The 21,532-nt window shown below is 72.9% G+C and carries 8 protein-coding genes; all 8 read right to left on the bottom strand.

The window, feature by feature from the left end; all coding sequences use genetic code 11:
* Nucleotides 1–86: 86 nt before the first annotated feature.
* Nucleotides 87–1,367, bottom strand: a complete 1,281-nt coding sequence (locus tag ACZ47G_RS25175) for a hypothetical protein (RefSeq protein ID WP_465746211.1) — start codon at nucleotides 1,365–1,367, stop codon at nucleotides 87–89.
* 179 nt (nucleotides 1,368–1,546) lie between these two features.
* On the bottom strand, nucleotides 1,547–1,993 hold the full coding sequence (locus ACZ47G_RS25180) for a hypothetical protein (RefSeq protein ID WP_465746213.1): 447 nt from the start codon (nucleotides 1,991–1,993) through the stop codon (nucleotides 1,547–1,549).
* Nucleotides 1,994–2,090: 97 nt separating this feature from the next.
* Nucleotides 2,091–17,546, bottom strand: coding sequence for a WXG100-like domain-containing protein (locus tag ACZ47G_RS25185; RefSeq protein WP_465746215.1), 15,456 nt, complete (start codon nucleotides 17,544–17,546; stop codon nucleotides 2,091–2,093).
* A gap of 106 nt (nucleotides 17,547–17,652) precedes the next feature.
* A complete protein-coding gene (locus tag ACZ47G_RS25190) occupies nucleotides 17,653–17,952 on the bottom strand; it encodes a hypothetical protein (protein WP_465746217.1) in 300 nt (99 codons plus the stop codon).
* Nucleotides 17,945–18,412, bottom strand: coding sequence for a YbaB/EbfC family nucleoid-associated protein (locus ACZ47G_RS25195; RefSeq protein WP_465746219.1), 468 nt, complete (start codon nucleotides 18,410–18,412; stop codon nucleotides 17,945–17,947). The genes ACZ47G_RS25190 and ACZ47G_RS25195 overlap by 8 nt, the downstream gene beginning before the upstream one ends.
* Nucleotides 18,413–18,450: 38 nt before the next feature.
* On the bottom strand, nucleotides 18,451–20,757 hold the full coding sequence (locus tag ACZ47G_RS25200) for a hypothetical protein (protein ID WP_465746221.1): 2,307 nt from the start codon (nucleotides 20,755–20,757) through the stop codon (nucleotides 18,451–18,453).
* A 58-nt stretch (nucleotides 20,758–20,815) separates the two neighbouring features.
* The gene (locus ACZ47G_RS25205; protein ID WP_465746223.1) at nucleotides 20,816–21,226 is read right to left on the bottom strand and encodes a hypothetical protein; all 411 of its coding nucleotides are present in this window, start codon (nucleotides 21,224–21,226) and stop codon (nucleotides 20,816–20,818) included.
* Nucleotides 21,226–21,513 carry a hypothetical protein gene (locus ACZ47G_RS25210; protein ID WP_465746225.1) on the bottom strand — a complete coding sequence of 96 codons (288 nt, stop codon included), beginning with the start codon at nucleotides 21,511–21,513 and terminating at the stop codon, nucleotides 21,226–21,228. The genes ACZ47G_RS25205 and ACZ47G_RS25210 overlap by 1 nt, the downstream gene beginning before the upstream one ends.
* Nucleotides 21,514–21,532 lie beyond the last annotated feature (19 nt).

The following is a 21,532-nucleotide window of genomic DNA, read 5'->3' on the forward strand; positions in this document are numbered from 1 at the left end:
TCGTGCCGGTGGTGCTTGTGGTGCCGGTGGTGCTTGTCGTGCTGGTGGTGCTCGGTGGTACGGGGGTGGTTACGGGGTGGGGCGGGTCAGCCGGTGCAGTCGGCCCGGACGGCGGAGGCGGCGTGGTGGGCGTAGGTCTTGACGCTGTCACCGACCCAGTCCTGGCCGCGGCTGTGCATCACCACCGCGATCCGGCCGCCGCTGAGCGGGAAGGTGCCCGCCGAGACCCACTGGCCCCGGGAGGAGACCTGGTTGACGGTGAAGGACTGGTTCTGCACGGTGTAGTAGGTCGGGGCGCCGCCGACGGCCTTGAGGTCGCCGTTGGGCACGTACACCGACAGGCGGCAGCTGCCGGTGGTGAGCGAGCCGGTGTTGAAGGTCCACACCACCGAGTTGCTGTTGTCGTCCTTGCCGGCGGCGCCGGACATCGGCATCGAGGCGAAGCCGCCGCCGCAGCCGTCGCCGGTGTAGCCGCCGGAGTTGTTGCGCCAGCCCTTCTGCCCGTCGTCGTACCAGCCGTTGCGCTGCATGGAGGTGGACCCGCCGCAGCCCGGGCCGGCGACGCCGCTGTAGGTGGGCGCGGGCGGCGGGGCGGGCTGGGCGGACTTGGCCGGGGGCGGGGCCGGCTGCTGGGGCTTGGCGGGCTGCTGCGGCTGGGTCTGCGCCGCGCCGCCCCCTTGTCCGGAGCCCTGGCCGCTGCCCTGGCCGGTGTTCTGCCCGCCGCCCTGGCCGGTGTTCTGGCCGCCGCCCTGGGGTCCGGCGGGTGCGCCGGCGGCGGTGTGGCCGGGGGTCGTGGCGCCCTGGCCGCCCTGGTCGGCGCCGATGCCGGGCAGGGCGGCTCCGGCGGCCGCGGCGGCGGGCACGACGGCGCCCTCGCCGGGCTGCGGGCCGGCCGGCTGTCCGGGCTGGCCCGGCTCACCGGGCTGGCCGGGCTGCAGCGGCTGGTCTCCGGGCGGGTTCCCGGGCCCGTCGGCACCGGGCACGTACCCGTTGCCGCCGCCGTCCGGCTGGGAGAACCCGGCGGGCGGCGGGCCGTCGGCACCGGGCGTGCCGGGGCCGTCCCCGCCGAAGCCGGAGATGCCCAGCGGCACCCCCACCAGCACCAGGCCGGCGATCACCGCGGCGGCCACCATCGGCTTGGGGATGCGCCGCCCGGCGCCCTCCCCCTCCGCGGCGCCGGCCGGCGCGGGCACCGCGCTCACCCCGGGCTGGGCCTGCCCGGCCGACGCCTGCGCCGCGCCGCTCCCGGCGACCGGGGGCACCGCCCCGGCGGCGCCCACCGCCGCGGGCGCCCGCTCCTCGGTCGGGGCCGCGCCCGCACCCTGCGCCCCGGCCTCGGCGGCCGGCTCGGGGACCTCCCAGGCCACGGCGGGCAGTTGGATGCCCCCGCCCGACGACCCGCTCCCCCGCGCACTCCGTTCCCTGCCCACCCGCGCTCCCTGGCCCTCGACGACGACGCTCGACGGGTCCGGCCCGCCCCGGCCGCACCGGCCGCGCGACGGGAACCGCCCCTCCCCCACACGACGGGCGGCACGCCCCGCAGGGTTCAGCCGGTCTCCAGGCGCCAGGCCGGCTCGGCGGGGCGCGGCGGGTGGAGGACGAAGTCGACCGCCCGCTGGAGGGTCTGCGGTGACGGCTGCGGGCACGGCCCGGTGCGCCCGCGCAGGTGGGCGAGCAGCCCGGGCTCGGGGGCGAGGTCGTACTCCTCCAGGTAGTAGGCGACGGTGTCGGTCCAGATCCACTCGCCGTCGGTGCGGTAGTTCATCGGGACGGCGCCCCGGCGGGAGGTGTCGAAGACGTCGTCCATCAGCATCGGCGTCACCAGCACCTCGGCGCCGGACCGCAGGTACTCCAGCAGGTCGGCCCGCTGCCCGCCGTCCCGCACCAGCGGGTGGTCCGCCGAGAAACCGGGCCCGATCACCGGGTCGACCAGGTCGAACACCGCCGCCAGCCGGAACTCCGGCTCCGCCGCCCGCCCTTGCTGCTGATCCACGCGTCGTGCTCCCGGTCTCGTGGCCCCGCACCGGGGCGCCCTCACCCGGTCAACGGCTCCGGGCGCGGGCGGCGTTCACCCGGTGGTCGTTCCGTGGTCAGGCCGTGCCGGTGAGGTCGGGCCGCGGGTCCTTCCTGTACCAGCCCAGGAGGGCCGCATCGAGTTCTGGGGAGAAGGTCCACTTCAAGGGGCTGTTCTTCATGGCGGCCTTGAGTTTCACGACGAAGTCCCCCTGGTCGCCCTTGTACCCGTCGGCGAACTTCATGACGGCCTTGGCCAGGACCGGCTTGAGCCGCCTGTTGGCCTCCTCCACTGCGCCGGCCTCTGCCCTCTGCGCCCGTTCCTGGGCCAATTCCCGCGCTGCGGCCTTCCTCTCGGCTGCCTTGTCCGCGAGCCACTGGCGCTCCCAGGCCCCGTTACCGCTCTTCGCGGGGAAGTACTTGAAGACGACGTCCTTGTCCTCGGGCGCGTGCTTGCTGCGGGGCGTGAGCGTGGTCATCTCGTTCCAGCCGTAGTCGAGGACGTGCTGCACCTTGACACCGCCCTGCGTGACCGTCCGCTCCGCCACCGTACGGGTCCGCTTGTTCCTGGTGTTCGCGTATCCCACATAGGCGCTGACCCCCGGGAACGCGTCCTGGAAGTCCTTGACCACGTACTTGCAGCTGTCGCACGTGCCTTGGGAGGAGAGCACGGCGATCACCCCCTCGGTCTGAGGGGGCAGCTGCGCACCGGGCTGGACGGCCGCCTTCTCCCGCGGCTTGCCGGGCGCGTTCTTCGGGTCGTAGGGAACCTGCTCGACACCCCATTCCGCCATCTTCCCGTAGACCGGCTGTAGCCCCTTCACCTCGGCGTCGAAGCGCTGCTTGTCCAGATTCTTGTAATCCGCCCATCGTTGGGCGGCCTGGAACGGCCGAGCCTGCTGGTCGACGCCGTTCTTGTCCCCGCTGACCTCGGCGTGGGGCATGTACCAGCTCTTGTCGCCCTTCAACTCCAGGCCCATCACGACGTGGGTGTCACCCTCGGCAGTTCGGGCGAAGAGCGGTTCGAGGAGGGAGGCGTTCAGCACGAACCTCGCCGCCTGCACGGAGCCGGGTTCCGGTCCCGCCACTGGGGGTTCCGGGTCGTTGGCCCGCTCCTTGCCCTTGCCTTCCGTCCCCTCCGGCAGCTTCGTCCCGTCCTGCGCGTCGGCAGGCCGCGGTCCGCCCGACAGTACGTTCTCGACCCCCTCGGCAGAGTTGGTGTCGAGGGGCCTGACCTCGGGGTCGGGGGCCCTGGCCACGGGGGGAGCGGGGTCGGTCTGCTTCTTGTTCCTCCTCCCGAACGGCAGCGCGCCCTCCAGCTCTCGGTTCGGGTCGAGGGTGCCCGGCTCGGCGCTCTCGTAGCCCTCGGGGCGCTCCCGGTCCTGCTCCGGGTGGGCGGGGGCGGGCAGGTGGGCCCCGCGCTCCACGATCACGGGCGGCTGGTCGTCCCCCACGGGCCGGTGGATCTCCCGGAAGTGCCCGCCGGGGACGACGGCCGGGTGGCCGTCGGCTGTGAAGCCGACGGCGGAGGCGACCACCAGGTGGCCGGGGCGGTCCGCGCCGCCCGTGTGCGGGGTGAAGAACACCGGGCCCGTGGCGACCAGCGCGCTGCTGCCCAGGCCCGCGCGGCCGAGCTGGCGCATCACCTCGGTGACGAACTCGACGCCGGGCGCCTTCCCGAGGTTGCAGGAAACGAACTGCAGCCGGTCGGTGCCGTTCCAGACACCGCCCGCGTGCAGCCCGGCCAGGATCCCGGCGACCCGGTCCTCGGTCAGTTCCTCGCCGTCCAGCACCGGCCTGCCGGTCTCGGGGTCGGTGTGCACCGGAAGCGTGAACACGCCCTCCTGCGCGGGGAAGCGCGCCAGGGCGTACCTCTCCGCCGGCGACGGATCGGGGTTCCCGAGCCACCAGCCGTGGCCGGGGCCGCCGAACGCGCTGAGCGGCGCGCCGACGTCACCCGCCGTCGGTACCGGGTCGGTCCAGTACCAGTCCGCCGGGAGGTTGATCGTGTCGAAGGGGGCGGTCTTCGCCAGCGTGCCCTCCTCCAGGTAGGCGCTCACCTCGTGGATGTTCTCTGCGGTGTACCGGTACACCGCCGGAGCGTCGCCCTCGGCGATGTCGACGCTGTTGTGCAGTTCGACCGTGAGGGTCCCGTCCTGCGCCAGCCTCAGGTGCACCGTCACGCTCTGGCCGGTCAGCTTCGGGTGGGACGGGGTGATCTCGATCGTCCTCTCCCGCCCGTCCGCGGACTGCCGCTCGGTGATGCGGTGGTCGGCCCGCAGGTCGTCGGGGTAGGCGGCGCGCAGCGCGGCCTCGCCGTAGAACCCGGCGAACAGGTCGAACGCGTGCTCCATCGGGGTGTCGTTCGTCCAGCCCGCGATCGTCTCCGTGACGTCGTGGAGCGTCATGGGCGCGGCGTCCGCTCGGATGACGTGGAAGGGGCCGTCCTCCTCCCGTCCGGTCACCGTCAGCCTGGTCGGGCCGAGGGTCACCTCGTACTGACCCGGGTTGACCTCCGCCGGGCCGCCCGGGAGCATGCGCTCCCGCGGGTAGGACAGTGCCAGCATGGGGTGGGACAGCGGCACCTGGATCTCGAACAGCGCGTAGCCGTCGGGGTTCGACATCCACTCCTGGACGAACTGCCGGTCGTAGGAGGTGGAGGAGGGCACGATCTCGGTGAAGCTCTGCTGCTCCCGCGTCTGCTCCGACATCCGCACCGCCCGGTACAGCAGCAGGGTTGACTCGGCGTGCGGTTGCCCCGCCGGGGGCCGGAGGTCCTGCGCGTGGGCGAAGAACCTCTCCAGGTTGCCCATCATCGTGGCGTAGGTGGCCGTGCCCTCCCGGTGGATCAGCCGGCCCGCCGGGTTGCGCAGGTTGGTGAAGGCTCCGGTGCGGATCTGTCCCATGAACGCGCGCAGGTCGCTGCCGGGCGCGGCGGTGGTCAGGTGCCGTAGTGACATCTGCGTCCCGGCGGCGGTCTGTTCCTCGGTCGGCTGGGCGAAGCGCACCGCTTGCTCGTTGTGGCGCGCCGGGTCCACCGAGTCGACCAGTCCGTAGCCCTCGGGGTGGTCGTGGAAGGAGCCGTCCGGCGCCCGGTGGGCCCGGCGGTCCTCGACCTGGACCTGGACGGCACCGGAGTCGTCCCGGACCGCCCGGAACTCCCGCCAGTGGCCGCCGGCGGCCATGACCGGGTGGCCGTCCTCGGTGAAGCCGATGTCGGAGGCGACCACCAGGTGCCCGGGGCCGCTCTCGCGCGGGGCGAAGTACACCGGCCCGGTCCCGGCCAGCGCATTGGTCCCCAGGCCCAACTCCTCGAGCTGGCTCATCACTTCGACGAGGAAGTCGTGGCCCGGGCCGCTCCCCAGGTTGCACGCCACGAACTGCAGCGTGTCAGTGCCGTTCCAGACTCCGGAGCGGCGCAGGTCGGCCAGGACGCCCGCCGTCTGGTAGGCCGACAGCGTGCCGTCGGGCCCGACCGGCAGGCCGGTGGCCTCGTCGGTGTGCACGGGCACGACGAACACCCCGGGCTGTTCGGGGAACTGCCGCAGGGCGTCGCGTTCCGCCAGTGGCACGTCGCTCGGGCCGATCCGCCAGCCGGCGGCGGTGGCGCCGAAGGCCGACAGCGGCTGGCCGACGTCCTCCGCCCGGGGCGCGGGATCGTGGGCGTACCAGTCGGCGGGAAGGTCGATGGACTCGAAGCTGGGGTGCTCGGCCAGCGTCTGCCCGCGCAGGCTTCCGCTCACGTCGCCGATGTTCGCGGCGTCGTAGACCATCGGCTCCCGCTCGTACGGCTCGCCTCCGTCGACCGGCGCATCGTCGCTGGAGCGCCAGCGGATCGAGACGGAATCGCCGTCGTGATGGATCGTCACTTCGGTGAACTGGTCCCTCAGTTCCTCCTTGCGGTGTTCGATCCGGACGGTCTTCCGGAGGCCGTCCGATGACCACGACTCCGTGATGCGGTGGTCCGGCCCGAGGTCGTAGGGGTAGGCGGCCCGCATCGAGTCGTCGCTGAAGAACCGGGCGAACCCCTGGAAGGCGACCGGCATCGACGTGCCGCTGGACCAGTTCTCGACCTCGGTGCGGATGTCGGCGACCGTCATGGGCGCGGCGTCCACCCGGATGACGTGGAAGCCCCCTTCGTCGGCCCCTTCGGTCACCGTCAGGCGGCTGGGGCCGAGCGTCACCTCGAACTGGCTCTCGTTGACCGGCTCCGGGTCGCCCGGCGCCCTGGTGTGGCCCGGCGGGAACGACAGCGCCAGCATCGGGTGGGACAGCGGCACCCGGATCTCGAACAGCGCGTAGTTGTCGGCGCCGCCCCCGTTCGACATCCAGCCCTCGACGAACTCCCGGCTGAAGGAGGTGGACGCCGGCAGCAGCTCGGTGAACCCCTCCCGACCCCGGGCCTCGGAGTCCATCCGCACCGCCCGGTACAGCCGCAGGGACTCCCCCGCCGGCTGCTCCCCGGCCGAGTGCAGCGCCTGCGCGTGGTCGAGGAAGGTCTGCACCTGGCCGAGCAGGGACTCGTAGCGCTCCCCCTCCCGGACCTTGAGCATGCCCTCGTCGTCGCGCTTGCTCGTGAACCCGCCGGCCTTGATCCACCCCATGAACTGGTGCAGTGCCGGGCTCTGGGCCGCGGCGTCCAGATGACGCCGGGCCAGGTCCACGGCGGTCTCGTCGGTGCCGAAGGTGAACGCGCCCTCGATCGGGGTCAGGTCCGGGTGCTTGCGCGCGTCGATCTCCGCCCTGGTCGCGTCGTCGATCAGGACGGCGGACTCGTGGTCCACCCGGCCCTCGCGGTCCGGGCCGCCGAAGAACTCCCACGGCGCCCGGTGCACCTGCGGCGCCGACTGCCCGGGCACGGTGAGCGCGGCCTGCCACTGCTCCGGGGTGACCGCCCGGTCGGGGAAGAGCAGCGGGTCGATCACCCGCTCCCCGGCCGCCGTGTCGACCACCACCGCGACGTGGTGGTTCCACCCGTGCTGCGGATGGAGGCGCCCGCCCGCGGCCGCCGGAGCGGCCCAGATCTTGGCGAGGTGCCCGCGGCCGGTCCGCGGGGCCGCCAGGTCGATGAGCTCGGACAGCGCGTGGGCCCGGTACTCGCAGCCGTCGACGCGGTTCGGGTCGTCGGGTCGGTAGCGGCTCATCACCGTGGTGTGGAGCTGCTGGAACTGCTCGGCGGAGGGCGGCTCGGTGAGCTGCTGTCGCAATTCGGCCTGCCGGACGCGCAGTTGCAGGGGCCGTGGGAGCGATGCGCGATCCAGCAGGCCCAGCAGGGCATCGGCCGCCCGCACCGAGCGGACCACTCCGACGTTCTGGATGGCCGTCAGCACGTCCTGCTCGGCGTTGATCCGGGCGATCTCGTCCAGGTCGTCGTTCTCGTCGGCGTGCCGCCATTGCTCCCTGAGGTCGTCGGAACGGGTCCTCACCCTGTCCAGGTAGCCGCGGTAGTCCTCCGTCTCGGACTCGCTGCCGCTGTCACTGTCCGACTCGGAGTGCTCGCTGCCGGTGTCCGACTCGGAGTGCTCGTTGCCGGTGTCGTCGCCCGACGCCGTCTCCTCGGCCGACGCCATCTCCTCGTCGGACGCCATTTCCTCGTCGGACGAAGCGGGGTCGTTCGGCCGGACGCGCTTCACCGAGCTCGGGCCCACGCCCGGATCCGGACTCGAACCCTCGTCGTCGGTCCCGTCGTTGCGCCTGCGGCGCCCGGAGAACGCCACCGCGTCGTCCTGCGGCGCCAGCTCCCGCTCGCGCGGAAGAGCCCCGCCCGGGGAGGCCCCGCCCGGGACGGCGGTGTAGCCCTCGGGCGCCGGCGCCGAGCGCGGCGGCAGGCTCGCGTCCACCGGCAGGTGGGCGCCGAGGTCGCGGACCGTGATCGGGGCGTCGGGGGCCGCGTCCCGCCGGAGCGTCAGGCTCGCCCAGTTGCCGCCGTCCACCAGGACGGGACGGCCGGAGCCGTCGAAGGCGAGCTGCTTGCCGACCACCAGCGCGCCGGGACCGTGCGGGTCGCTGCGGAACGGTCCCGCGACCGGGGGCGCGAACCAGGCCAGGCTTCTGGGGGCGTAGACCTCCAGGTCCCGGCCGGGCAGGCGCAGGCGCAGGTGCCGCAGCGTGCCCGCGGCGAACGACCGGGCGCCGTCGCGGGCCGCCGAACAGGCCACCAGCTGAACGGGCTTGATCCCGTCCCACGCCCCTTGTTCGTGCAGCGAGACGAGCAGGTCGGCGGCTTCGCTCTCGGTGAGGCGGGTGCCCTTCCAGAGCGGCACGCCGTCGGAGCCGGTGTGCATCGCCACGGTGAGGAAGCGTTCGTCGACCGGGAAGCGGTCCAGTGCCGTGGCCATCCGCTGCCGGGCCCGCGGGTCGGCGCCCGGGTCGTCCAGCCGGTAGGCGCCGGAGGTTTCGTGGTGGACCAGTGCCGTGCGCAGGTCGCCGGTGCGGTCGACGGCCGGCGGGTCCGGGAGCGGTGCCGGCGCCAGGGGTCCGGCTCCCGGCGCCTGCGTCTCGTGCTCCGGGAGCGGCGGCGCGGCGGCCGGCTGGTGGAGGTCGTCGGCGTTCAAGTCCGCCAGGGGCTGACCCGCCTCCTCCTCCGTGGGCGGGTGGTCGAGGTCGTACCAGTTGTAGGGGAGGTCGATGGACTCGAAGCTGGTGTTCTCGTTCAGCTTCTGCGAGCGCAGGCTCACGCTCACGGTGCCGATGTTCTGGGCGCCGTAGGCCAGCGGCTTCCCCTCGTGCGGTTCCTCTCCGTAGGACGTTTCGTCGCGGAAGCGCCAGCGGACCGAGACGGAATCGCCTTCGTGATGGATTGTCACTTCGGTGAACTGGTCGAGCGGATCGCTGGGGTGCTCGATCCTGACGGTCTTCCGGCTACGGTCGGCGGACCACGTCTCCGTGATGCGGTGGTGGGGCTCCAGGACGCGGGAGTAGGCGGCCCGCAGCGAGCCCTCACTGTAGAACCGGGTGAACTTCTCGAACGCGTCCGGCATCGACATGGGACTGGTCCAGTTGTCGACCTCGGTGCGGATGTCGGCGACCGTCATGGGCTCGGCGTCCACCCGGATGACGTGGAAGCCCCCGGCCTCCTCCCGTCCGGTCACCGTCAGACGGCTGGGGCCGAGCGTCACCTCGGACTGCTTCTCGTTCACCGGCTCCGGGTCGCCCTGCGCCCTGGTGTGGCCCGGCGGGAAGGACAGCGCCAGCATCGGGTGGGACAGCGGCACCTGGATCTCGAACAGCGCGTAGTTGTCACCACCGCCCCCGTTCGACATCCAGTCCTGGACGAACTCCCGGCTGAAGGACGTGGACGCGGGCAGCAGCTCGGTGAACCCCTCCCGGCCCCGGGCCTCGGAGTCCAGCCGCACCGCCCGGTACAGCCGCAGGCCCTGCCCCGACGGCTGCTCCCCGGCCGAGCGCAACGCCTGGGCGTGGTCGAGGAAGGTCTGCACCCGGCCGAGCAGGGACTCGTACTGGTCCCCGGACCTGCTCGCGAGCATGCCCTCTTCGTCGCGCTTGCTCGTGAACCCGCCGCCCTTGATCCAGCCCATGAACTGGTGCAGCGCCGGGCTCTGGGCCGCCGCGTCGAGATGACGCCGGGCCAGGTCCACCGCGACCGGGTCGGCGGCCGGCGGCGGCGCGGCGGCGGAGTCCCGCAGGCCGCCGCCGTCGGTGTCGTGGTCGCCCTGGTGGTCCTGGTGGTCCTGGTGGTCCTGGTTCTCGGGGGTGAGGCCGGTGACCTCCGGGTCGTCGACGGACCACGTGCCCACCAGCTGCTCGTCCGGGAAGAGCCCGTCCGGCGCGACCTCGTCGCGCAGGTGCTGCTCGGTCAGCGGGGAGAGGAAGCGGTAGCGGGAGTAGGTGTCGCGGTAGGTGAGGTCCGTGTGGGCGAGGTCGGGGTCCGCGCGCTCCTCGGGGGTGAGGCTCTCGGAGAACATCCGGGAGCCGGTCATGATCTCGTGGAAGGTGTGGTCGTCCGACTCCAGCATCCAGCCGAGCAGCCCCAGCCTCAGCAGCTCGAAGTCGACCGGGCCGTCCCCGATCTCGGTGAGCGTCTGCCTGCCCTGCTGCGTCCTGGCGAGCTCCTTGACGGCCTGGAGCATCCCGAAGGCCGTGCCGGAGGTGCCGCTGACGACCAGCCCGCCGCTGTCGTGGGCGTCCTGGTGGAGCTTGGAGTCGAGCTTGTAGTAGAAGGACTTGGCGCCGGGCTGCCAGCCCAGCCGGCCGTCCTTCTCCACGGCGCTGTACCACTCGCCGCGGCCCAGCGGCGGGTTCACCTCGAAGGGGTGGCGGTCGGTTTCGAGGATGCTCTTGGCCTGGCGCTCCGCGGCCTTCTGCGCGGCCTCGACCACCTGCTTGCGCTTCCAGTCCGGGATGTGTCCGCCCTGGAGCTCGGCGTAGTCGTCCCGGATCCGCTCGATGACGGGCCCGTACGGCTCGTCGGTGCGGAACGATTCGAAGGGCACCGTTCGTCCGCGCTCGGCGGGCGGGTTCAGCAGTTCCCCGTAGACCTTCTTGATCTCCGCGGTCAGCGGGTTGACGACCTCCTTGCCGATGTCGTGGCGGTCCGCCCGTTCCTGCTTCAGCTGCTCCGGGCGCGGCAGTTCCCGCTGTCGTACGAGCTTGGCGAAGTGGTTGGAGGTGTAGCCGTTGTAGAGCAGGGCCATGCGCTCGCGGAGGTTGCCGCCGTCGACGACCTCCTGCAGCATGTGCCGGTCGGTGCCGACCATGCCGGTGGTGCCCGTGGTCCTGGACCCGAACTTGGCCTTGTCCTTGTCGCCGGTGGTCATCCGCCAGGCCAGGTCCACGGCCTTCTTGACCTCGCGCTGGACGTCCTCGCGGCCGAGCAGGTGGGCGGCGAGCCGCCGCTCGTAGGCCTCGGCGTGCTCCAGGTACCGGATGCGCCGGAGGTCCTCGGGCGCGGCGTGCGGGGCGGCTTCCAGGGCCTCACTCGTCGGGGCCGGGTCGGGCGTGTGCTCGGAGGCCGCGAGGTCCTGGCTGCGCGGGTGCTGCTCCGCCTTCTCCTTGTGCGCCTTGACCAGGTAGCCCTCGAACTCCGGGACGAAGTCCTCGGTCCGGTAGTGGTTCCAGACCGAGTCCCCCTCCTTCACCTTCAGGCCGGCGACCCGCAGGCCGCTGGGCTTGTCGGCCGACTGCGCTCCGTCCCGGATGAGGCCCTCGTAGAAGCCGGGGTGGAACTTGAACTGCGTCCCGTCGGTGAGGAAGTCGTACTTCTTCAGCGTCTCCGGGACCTCCTTGGCCGGCCAGTCCTCGGTGATGTTCGTCACCTTCAGCCCGGTGGCCTTGCGGCCGAGGACGAGTTCCATGACCACCGGCAGGCCGGAGAGGGTGAAGCTGTAGTTGGCCGCGTGGTCGAAGTCGTGGCCCGTGTAGAGCCCCGGCCCCAGCTGGGACCAGCCCTCCTTGTTCTTGACCGCGCCGATCTTGCCCTGGAGCAGGTACCCGCGCAGCGTCCAGGCGTCGGTCACCCGGAAGACCGGCTGCCCGGGCTCCAGGGTGACCACGACCATGTCCGGCTGGACGCGCCCTTCCAGCTCCTTCGCCACCTTCGGGTCGACGGTGGCGCCGGTCTCCACCGCCACCGGCCCCCGCTCGTCGGGGCGCAGCTCCGAGTAGTGCGCCACCTGGCCCTCGCCGGGCCGGGGGTCGCGGTAGACGTGCACCTCGCGGCCGTCGACGCCGGAGTTGAACTCGGTGGGGGTGTTTCCCTCGTGGACCACGAGGTGGATGCCAAGCCCCTCGGCGAGGACGCGCGGCGCGTCCTCGGAGGCCGCGGTGTGCCACTCCGGTGCCAGCTCCCGCAGCTTCTCGACGGTGAGTTCGCCGTGCTCCCAGGTCGCCAGCCGGCGGGCGCCGGCGAGGACGGCGGGCAGCAGGCGGTCACCGTCGCCCGGCACCTCGACGACGTGGTGCAGTCGGCTGCCGAACAGGACGTTCACGCGCGACTCGTGCACCGGGGCCGGCGCGCTCGGCGGCGTGTTGCGGGGGTTGTCGGCGGTGTGGGTCGCGCCGTTCGGCGGGAGCAGCGGGCCGGGGCCCTCGCTCTGGCGGTGCTGCTCCGTCAGCGGGGCGTCCGTCGTCGTCTCCTGGTGGGAGCGGTACTGGCCGTGGGTCAGGTCGCGCAGGACCGGGCCCGAGTGCAGGACGTCCTCGATGCGCTGGAGGTGGCGGGGCAGCACGGTGAAGTCGTCGCGGTGGGCCGAGGTGCCCATCACCCCGTTCTCGCCCGCCCAGAGGTCACGGCGGCGCAGCGCGAAGGCGTCGCCCGGCTTCCCCGCCGGCTCGACGTACTCGTCCGGGAGGCCGAGGAAGTGCAGCGTTTCGTGCAGCAGCACGCCGGGCGGGCTCTGGTCGTACCAGTGGAGCTGGTCGCTGCGTCCGTTGCCGGGCAGGACGGTGATGCTCTGGTGGGCGCCGGCGGCGTCCTGGACGCTCTCGACCCGCAGGTGGACCTGGTCGCCGCCGGGCAGGCGGAAGCGCTGGTTGAAGCGGTCGGCGACCACGGCCCGGGTCCGGTCGAGCATCCGGGCGGCGGCGGCCTGATCCAGTGGGCGGCCGTCCGGTCCCTGGAGGTGCAGGTTCAGGGTGAACTCGGTGACCCAGTGGCCCGGTTGGGCCTCGAAGCGCCGTACGTCGTAGCTGATCGTGGTGTCGGCGCCGTGCAGGCCGCCGAGGCTGCGCCGGCGGTTCTCGTACTGCTCGCGCACCCCGGGGCCGGCGATGTCGCCCCGGCCGCCCTGGCCGCGCACCCGGGGGTCGAAGCGCACGGTGTCCATCCGGGCGGGCTGTGCGAGGGTGCGGATGTCGGCCCAGGCGGAGGCGGGCAGCAGCGGACGCGGGTCCGCGGGCGGTACGGCGGCGGGCGGTACGGCGGGGGGCGTCTGGGCGGCGGTGTCCGGCACGGTGTCCGGGACCGGGTCGGTGGGGCGGGTGAGCGGGCCCGACGGGGTGTCGGGGGTGAGGGCGGGCTTCTCCTCGGGCTCGGGGTCGGGCTCGGGAGCGGGCTCGGGAGCGGGCTCGGGCTCGGGAGCGGGCTCGGGCTGCTCGTCGGTGGGGCGGCGGCCGAAGACGTTCTCGTGGGTGGCCTCGTGGCCGCGCCAGTGCTCGCCGTCCAGGTCCTCGGGTGCCCAGTGCTCCTGGTAGGCGTCGAAGAAGCCGTCGCCGTACTCGGTCTTGAGCCTACGGACGTCCGCCTCCGGCACCTGGCGGCCCTCGGCGAGGCGGTCGTAGCCGGCGGCGGCGCGCTCGCGGGCGGGCAGCACGGCGCGCTCGAAGGCGACGTGGTCCGCCAGGCCCTCGGTCAGCCGCTCGCGGTCGCGGCGCCACTGCTCCAACTGCCCGGGCAGGTCGGTGCGGTGGTCGGCCTCCCGGTCGCGCAGCAGGGTGCGGAAGTTCTCCTCGAAGGCGGCGCGGACGCGCTCGGTGTAGCCCTCGCGGACGCGCCGGGCGGCGGCGGTGGGCGGCGGTTCGGAGTGGTCGGTGCGGCTGCCGCGCACCGGTCCCAGGGCCATCTCGACGGAGGCGGCCGAGGTGCTCGCCTGCTCGGGGGCGTCCGGGCCGCCCAGGTCGTGCGGGACCTCGGCGCGGGCGGTCTCCTCGGCGACGCGCAGCGCCTGCTCCCGGGCGCCGTGCAGGGCCAGCAGGCGGTTGGCCTCGGCCGGGGAGGTCAGCCGCTCCAGCTCCGCCTTGAGCAGGGCCGGGTCGCGGTCGGCGGCGGTGTGCTCGGCGACCAGGCGGTCGGTGCGGCGGGCGAGGTCCGCGCGGGCGGCGCCCACCGCGCGCGGGGACGGGCCGTCGGCCAGGCCGAGTTCGCGCAGCGCCTCGGGGCCGAACTGGTCGGCGGCGGTGTCCTTCCACGCCGCGGCCGCGTCGTCCACCGCGTCGACGGAGCGCTTGAGCACGGCCTCGCGGACCGCCTGGACGGCGAAGTCGTGGGACAGCCCGGCCCGGTGGCGTTCCAGGGCCTCCTGGAAGTCGGCCTCGAGCCGGGCCCGGCCCAGGCGGGTCGGGTCGACGGGGGCGAGGTCCTCGCCGCCCTCCTCCTCGATCCGCCGGAAGGAGTCCCCGTCGCCGTGCAGGTCCTGGATCCGCTCCCGCAGGGCCTCGGCCATCTGGTCGCGGGCCTCCGGTGACAGCCGGACGTCCCCGGTCAGGCCGGCCGCGTCCAGCAGGGCGCGGTCGCCGTCGGAGAGCCCGTCCGCGGACCACCGGTCGTGGGCGTCGTCGACGACCCGGTCGACCTGCTCCAGCGCCTGGGCGCGCGCCTGACGCACGTCCAGGTCCCCGGCGGCCTCGCGCAGGCGGCGCTCCAGCGCCCGGGCGGCCAGGGCGTTGCGCTCGGGGGTGAGGTCGGTGCGGGCGGTGAACAGCTGGGCGATGTCCTGCTCGGCGTCGGTCCGGAACCTCTCCGAGGTCTCGCGGCGGATCTCCGACCGGGTGTGGTCGCCGGAGTGCTCGGGCCCGAGGCCGCGCTCGGCCAGCAGCCGGTCGAAGCGGCCGACGGCGAAGGTGAGCGCGAGTTCGCGGGCGCCGGCCAGCTCCAGGCGGTCCGCAGCGGCGGCGAGGATCTCCTCCCGCTCGTGCGGGCGGGCCTCGATGTCCTCCCGCAGGGACTCCGCGGCCCGGTGCCACACCGGCGAGTCCGGCGTCACGAGGGCGCGCAGCTCCCGGGGCAGCCGGCCGGCGCCCTCGGTGAGGCGGTCCTCGATCTCCCGGCGGGTCGCCTCCCGCTGCTCGGCCTCGGCGAGGCGCGCGTCGTGGTCCTCGGCGAGGGACTGCTGCCGGTCCCGCCAGGCCGTGCGCCGCTCGTCGCCGGCGGGTGCCTTGGCGTGCTCGGGCGCGTCGACCCGGTGGTAGAGGTGGCCGGAGGCGGTGGACGAGGGCGGGGTGTCGGGGGTGTGCGGGTCGGGGCCCGGGCCGTTCGGCCTGGGGTCGCGCGGCGGGGTGGCGGGCGGCAGCGGGGGCTGCGGGGCGGGGCCCTCGGGGTCGGGGCCAGGCCCGTCGGGGGTCTTCGGCTCCGGGTTCTTGGGGTCCGGGGTCTTGGAGTCGGGGCCGGGCACGTCCGGGCGGTTCGGGTCCGGGCGGTTCGGGTCCGGCCGGTTCGGGTCGGGGTGCCCGGGGTTGGCCGGGGCGGGGCCGTCGCCGGGGCCGCCGGCGCTGGTGCGAATCGGCGGCGGCGAGGCGGCCGGGCTCCGGTGGGCGGTGTTCTCCTGCGGCTGCGGGGTGGTGTCCGTGCTGCCCGGGCGCGCTCCCCCGGGGCCGCCGTCGGTCGCGGTCGTGGACGCGTGCAGGCGCGGTTCGGCGCTCTCGTCGACGACCGTGGTGCGGCGCGCCGGGTCGGGCTTGGGCTGCTGCGGCTGGGGCTTCACGGCGCTGCCCTGGCCGTTCGCGTCGGCGGGGGCCGTGGCGGTGGTGCCGCCGCTCTTGGAGGCGTCCGCGCCGGTGTTCCCGGGCTCGGTGGTCTCCGGCCCGCCGCCGGTCTTCCTGGGCACGGGCGGCGCGACGGCGGTGTCCCGGCCGGCCGTCGAGGAGGAGTTGGCGTTGGAGGTCGAGGTGGAGGTCGTGGGCTTGGGCGTCTCGGGGGCGGGTGCCTCGTCGCCCCGGGACTGCGTCTCGACCGGCCGGGCGGGCGCCTTCGGGTCCCAGCCGCCGTCGACGGAGGAGTGGAAGCTGCTCCTGCCCTCGGGGTCGGCGAGGACGCCGTCGCCGTTCTCCTCCCGGTGGTGGCTGCCGGATCCCAGCAGCGTCGAGCCGGACAGCGAGGAGCCGTCGGAGCGGAGCGAGGCGCCGTCGGAGCGGACCGAGGCGTCGTCGCCGCCCGACAGCCGCGTCCCGGCGATCTGGTCGATGTGCCCGGGCCGCCGGGGCACCGGGAACGGCGCCGAGTGGCCGCCCATGTTGCTGATCACCGCGAGGAAGGTCAGCGGGTGGGTCTTGCCGTAGAACCCGCCGTTCTCCTCGGTGATCCGGGAGCTCTCCAGGCCGCGGACGAAGTCCGCGTAGCGCAGGGTCAGCGGCGAGGCGAGGCCCATGATCATGTGCCGCATGCCGCCCATCATGAAGCCGCCGACGAAGCTCATCCCGCTGGCTTGCCACTCGCCGTTGTAGATCGTGTTGTAGATGCCCTCGGTGAGGTACTGGTTGATGCCCGCCTCGAACTGGCTGCCCAGGACGGCCCCGAGGTGGAACATCTTGTTCATCTTGTTGATGCTGCCCGCGAGTTCGGGCATCTTCTCGACCAGCAGCTTGAGTTCGGGTGTCAGGGCGACCTTGCCGCCGTCCTTGGCGAGGTTCTCCAGGGCCTCCTTGAGCGCCGTCTGGCTGCTCTCCTTCGCCACCGTCTTGAGCGAGTGCTGGACGAACTGCTTGCCGATCTGCTCGCCCATCTCCCGGGCGAGCTGGTGGCCCAGTTCCTCTCCGAGCTTCGCCTCGAAGAGGTCGCCGAGCTGGCGCACGAACTTCTCGCCCATCGCGGCGCCCACCTTGCGCCCGCCCTTGAAGCCCTTGGCCAGGTACTGGGCGTTCTCCTTCAGGAGGTTGGAGATGCCCTTGGCGAACTCCTCGGCCGCCTCGTTGCCGAGCAGCCGGCCGAAGCCCTCACCGGCCTCCTTGCCCGCCCCCTTGAGGGCGCCACCCGCGGCGCCCTCCCCGAGGCCCTTGCCCACGTCCTTGAGCGCGCCGCCCGCCGCGGCCTCCGCCAGGTCCTTGCCCACGCCCTTGAGCGCGCCGCCCGCCGCACCGCCGGCCAGTTCCTTGCCGAATCCCCCGCTGAGCCCCTTGATGATGTCGTTGAGCGCGCTCTCCACGAACAGCTTGCTCAGGCGCGAGCCCAGCAGCTTGCCCAGGCCCTCGCCCAGGATGTTGAGCGGGCCGCCGATCGCGCCGCTGATCGCGCCGAAGATCGCCGCCTGCTTGGTGAGGTCCTTGTCCCACTCGTGGCGGTCGCCGCGCTCGAACTGGATGCCCTGGATGATCGCGTCCAGCATCAGGCCGCCGATGATGCCGCCGAAGGTGTGCAGGACGATCAGCTGGACGAGCTTCTTGATGAGCTGGAGGAGGAACTGCCTCGTCAGGATCTTCTGCCACTCCAGTTGCACGAGCGAGAAGCCGCCGGTGAAGACGGACCAGGCGATGGCCAGGGCGATCTCGATGATCAGCTGGACGAGCTGGCCGATCGCCATCCACTTGGTGTACTCGACGGTGTTGGCGACCTTGCCGGCCAACTCGGCCAGTTGGGTGCAGAGTTCACCGGCCTTCTGGAGCGGGTCGTTGTTCTTGTCCGCGTTGACGAACTGGCCCCACTCCTTCCTGAACGCCTTGGCGGCCTCGCCCTCGATCCGCTTGTCGCAGGTCTGCACCGCGTCGAGGATGTAGCCGCTCAGCTTCGGCAGGTCCTCGGCCAGTGCGAGGTAGTCGTCCCGCACGTCCCGCAGCAGCCCCTCGTCCGACTCCGGCCAGGGCATGCCGCTGATGATGTGGAAGAACTGCGCCACACCCGGGGAGACGTGGATCGAGGAGTGCGACATCGGCGAGGGGCCTCCGGAGCGGGGCTGGTGGGTGGTACGAGGCGGGCGGGCGGGCCCGGAGTACGGCGGCCGGACAGGGCCTAGGAGGCGCCCTGGCGGAGGCGGTTCAGACCAGGCCCGTGTTGTGCTCGTCGGTGGCGTCGAAGAGGTCGGAGGTGCCCTGGCCGTGCGCGGACATCGCCTTCAGCTTGTTGCGGATCGACGTCGTCAGCCCGTACAGATCCGAGGTCGGCTTGTCGATCTTCTCGTGGTACTGCTTGCCGATGTCGTCGCCGCCGCCGGCCTTGACGTTCCTGGTGTTGATGTCCTCCATCTCCGTGTTGATCTTCTCCACCAGGGCGGCCACGTCGTCGAAGTTGGCGAACGCCTGCTTGAGGCCGTCCTCCTTGCGCAGGGTCTTAGCCATTGAACTCCTCCTGCTTACGGGACTTGGCGACCCGGTCCGCCCCGGGGCGCATCGCGGTGAGCGGGGCGAGCAGCGCGTCCAGGTCCAGTCCGCCGCCGGCCCCGAACAACTCGTCGTCCCCGCGTTCGCCGGTGAAGTTCATCCGCAGCGTCTCGCCGACGCCCTCGAAGGTGCGCATCTCGGCGGCGATCCGCTCGCCCATCCGGGCCTTGGCCTCGTTCAGGACGTCCTTCAGCACGGCGCTCAACTCGGCCGGGGCCATGGACTGGTAGCCGGTGGTGTGGAAGCTCAGCGCGAGCAGCTCGCCCTGCGGGCCGACCTTCGCGGTGACCATCCGGTCCTTGCTGGTCGCCTCGGCGGTCATCGCCTGCATCCGGCGCGTCGACTCGGCCAGCTTCTCCTGCTGCTCCGCCAACGACGCCAGGGCCTGGTTGAGTTGGTCCTCGAAGGAGTACGACATGTCTTTCCTGTTCCTCGTCCCGGGGGGTGCCGCGCCGCTCAGCGGCCGATCACACCGTTGACCGCACCGGTGTCGGTGCCCCACACCTCTTCGTCCTCCGCCAGCCAGGTGGTGCGCTGACGGGCCTTCTCGCCCTGGCCGCCCATGCCGGCGCCCATGCCGCCGCCCATCGGCGGCACCATCGGCATGCCGCCGCTGGTGGACACCGACCGGCCGCGCATCGCGGCGGCCTCCTCGGCGGCCAGTGCGGCGGCCTTCTGCGTCGCGGCCTTCTCCGCAGCGGCGGCCTCGGCGGAGACCGCGGCCGCCGTCTTGCCGCCCGGGCCCAGCCCGCCGCTGTTCTCCATGGCCCGCGCGCTCATCCCGCCGCCGGAGCCGATCAGCCGGGGCGCCGAAGCGCCGCCGGAGGCACCGGAGCCGAACTCGCCCGCGCCCCCCAGCAACCCGGTGTACGAGGGCAGGGCGCCGACGCCGGAACCGGAGCCCGACAGCCAGTCGGTGCCGCCGCCCTGGCCGCCGAAGGAGGAGCCGAGGTCCAGCTTCCAGTCGGACCCGGTGGACGGCGGGCGGATGCCGCTGCCGCTGCCGGCACCCCCGCCGCCACCGCCGCCACCGCCGCTGCCGACCATCTGGTCGATCGCGTGCTGGCGGTCGGTGTAGCGCTGGGAGATGTCGGAGATCGGGCGGCCGGTGGAGTCCAGCAGCGTCCCGTCCCCGGCGACGGAGGCGCCCTTGGGCAGCACCACGGGGTTGCCGTCCCGGTCCAGCACCTCCTTTCCGTCGGGGCCGATCACCGTGCCGTCGTCGCGGACCTTGGAGCCCTTGGGCACCTTGGCGTTCTGCCCGTAGATGCCGCCGCCGGTACCCGGCGGCACGTCCGAGCCCGGGGGGACCATGACGGGCTTGCCGTCCTTGCCGATCACCTTCTGGCCGTTGGCGTCGTACACCTGGCCGTCCTTGCCGATGTAGCCGCCGGGCGGCAGCAGCACCGGCTTCTTGTCGGCGCCCAGCACGGGCTTGTGGTCCTTGTCGAGGATGGGCGTGCCGGCGCCGTCGCCCCCGAGGCCGCCGCCCCCGCCGCCCCCGCCGGGACCGATGACCGGGGGCGGCGGCGGCAGGTGGGTGTTGTTGCCGCCCTTGCCGCCGCCCTTGCCATCGCCGCCGCCTCCGGCGCCGCCGGCGCCGCCGTTCAGGTCGAACTTGCTGCCGCCACCGCCACCGCCACCGCCGAGGCCGGTGTTGCCGCCCTTGCCGTCGCCGCCGGTGCCGTCGCCCGTCCCGGGGCCGGGGGGCGCCTGGGTGGGCAGGTCCAGGCTCGCGTTGACGTAGGTGAAGCCGAAGTCCCCGGCCAGCTTCTTGTAAGCGGTGTTCAGGGCGTCCGTGGGATCCGTCCCGCTCCATTGCTTGCGCTCGTCGAGGTACTTGGCGACGTTGCCCAGCCAGATGTTCTTGGCCTTCAGCTCCAGGCCCACGTAGAAGGCGTCCTGGGTGGCGTCACCGAGCGACTTGGAGGTGATGCTGGTCACGTTGCCGGAAGCATCGAGCACCGGTTTGACGCCGCTCATCTCGTCCGCCAGCGCCTCGTACAGGGCGTGGGAGGGCCACAGCGTCCCGGAGTCCCACCACCCTTGGTGGACGCTCTGCAGGCCCGTGACCGTGGTCTTGATCTGGTCGGCCGCCGCCCTGAGGTCGGCCGGGGACTGCGTCGTGTCGATCTGGAGGCGGATGGTCTCGATCTCCAGCGCGTAGTGCTTGAGCAGCATCTTGAACTCGCCGGCCGCGTCGCCCTGCCAGTTGCTGTCCGGGCCGTCGATCAGCTCCGCCCACTTCTGCACCCGCGGGTGCCAGGTGTCCAGCCACTGGCCCACCTCCTGGAGGTGCGTCGCGGCGTCCCGCAGGCTCTGGGGGTCGATCACACTGTTGCCGGCTCCGCTCGCCAGCGGCGCGAAGATCGCCTCGTGCTGGTGGATGAACTGGGACAACGGCTTGTCCGCGTCGTTGCCCCAGTCCGTGTAGTTGACCGGGACCCCGATCAGGATGTGGCTGTGGCTGCCGCTGCCCAAGGTGTAGTTCCACGCCCACCACACGTCGGGCCTGCTCTCGCCCTCCTTGGCCATGTCCGTCTTTCCGACGTCGGACTGGTCCCCGAAGTAGAAGTCGGCGCCCACCTCGCCCTTCGTGACCAGGCCGGGCCTGATCCAGGACTTGGTCCCGGTGGGCCGCTCCGCGACCTTGTCCCTGGTGACGGTCTTCTGGTCCGCGCCCCCGAAGAACATGAGCACCTGCTCCCAGGTCGCGACCACGGGATCGATCTTGGGATCGGTCTTGGGATCGGTCTCGGCCATCGGTTCCCCACCCTGCCTCGTACGGTCAACTCTTGTGCGGTCAGCCGCTCTTGTGCGGTCAGCTGCTGCTCTTGGGCGGGGCGGCGGCCGACACCTTGGTGAGGACCTCCATCATCTCCGCCGCCGTCATGGCTTCCTCGTGGGCGTCGTCCATGATCTTCAGCGTCAGCTGGATCTTGACCTTGGCGTTGCTCATCTGGGCCTTGAGGGTGCCGAGGTCGGTGGCCACCCCGGTGGCCAGGTTCTTGAAGTCGAGCGCGATCGAGTCGGCGAAGAACAGCTTGTTCCCCACCAGCAGCGTGCTGCCCGCGCTGCCCAGCATCCCGGCGTAGCGCTGCATCGCGTCGTAGCCGGGGTTCGCGTTCAGGTCGCCCACGAGGCCGCCGATCTCGGTGTCGGCGAAGTACTTGAGGTCGTCGTGCTGGACGCTGAGGGTGTGGTTGTAGTCGGGCGCCGGCGGCGTCGCCATCAGCTCACGCCCGCGGCGGCGCGCTTGTCGGCGTCGCGCAGCAGGCCGTGCATGGTGCGCAGGACGTCGGCGCCCTGGACGATGTCGTCGTTCATGGTGGCGTTCTGGGTGGCGAGCACCTGGTAGAAGGCGTCGGCGGCGGTGGCGAGGTCGCCCTGGAGTTCGGCCTGGGCGGCCTTGATGGCGGCCATGCAGTTCTCCATGGCGGTGTGCATGCCCTGGCCGGCCTGGGTCAGGGCGTCGGCGGCCTCGTCGATGTTGGCGTGGTTGAGCAGGATGCTGGCCATCGGGGGTCCTCTCGGTGGG

The sequence above is a fragment of the Kitasatospora sp. NPDC030952 genome (assembly GCF_055571335.1).

What these genes read in the sequence shown, in the direction of transcription:
- ACZ47G_RS25185 (WP_465746215.1), bottom strand. Translation starts at nt 17,546, where the DNA reads ATGTCGCACTCCTCGATCCACGTCTCCCCGGGTGTGGCGCAGTTCTTC.
- ACZ47G_RS25190 (WP_465746217.1), bottom strand. Translation starts at nt 17,952, where the DNA reads ATGGCTAAGACCCTGCGCAAGGAGGACGGCCTCAAGCAGGCGTTCGCC.
- ACZ47G_RS25195 (WP_465746219.1), bottom strand. Translation starts at nt 18,412, where the DNA reads ATGTCGTACTCCTTCGAGGACCAACTCAACCAGGCCCTGGCGTCGTTG.
- ACZ47G_RS25200 (WP_465746221.1), bottom strand. Translation starts at nt 20,757, where the DNA reads ATGGCCGAGACCGATCCCAAGACCGATCCCAAGATCGATCCCGTGGTC.
- ACZ47G_RS25205 (WP_465746223.1), bottom strand. Translation starts at nt 21,226, where the DNA reads ATGGCGACGCCGCCGGCGCCCGACTACAACCACACCCTCAGCGTCCAG.
- ACZ47G_RS25210 (WP_465746225.1), bottom strand. Translation starts at nt 21,513, where the DNA reads ATGGCCAGCATCCTGCTCAACCACGCCAACATCGACGAGGCCGCCGAC.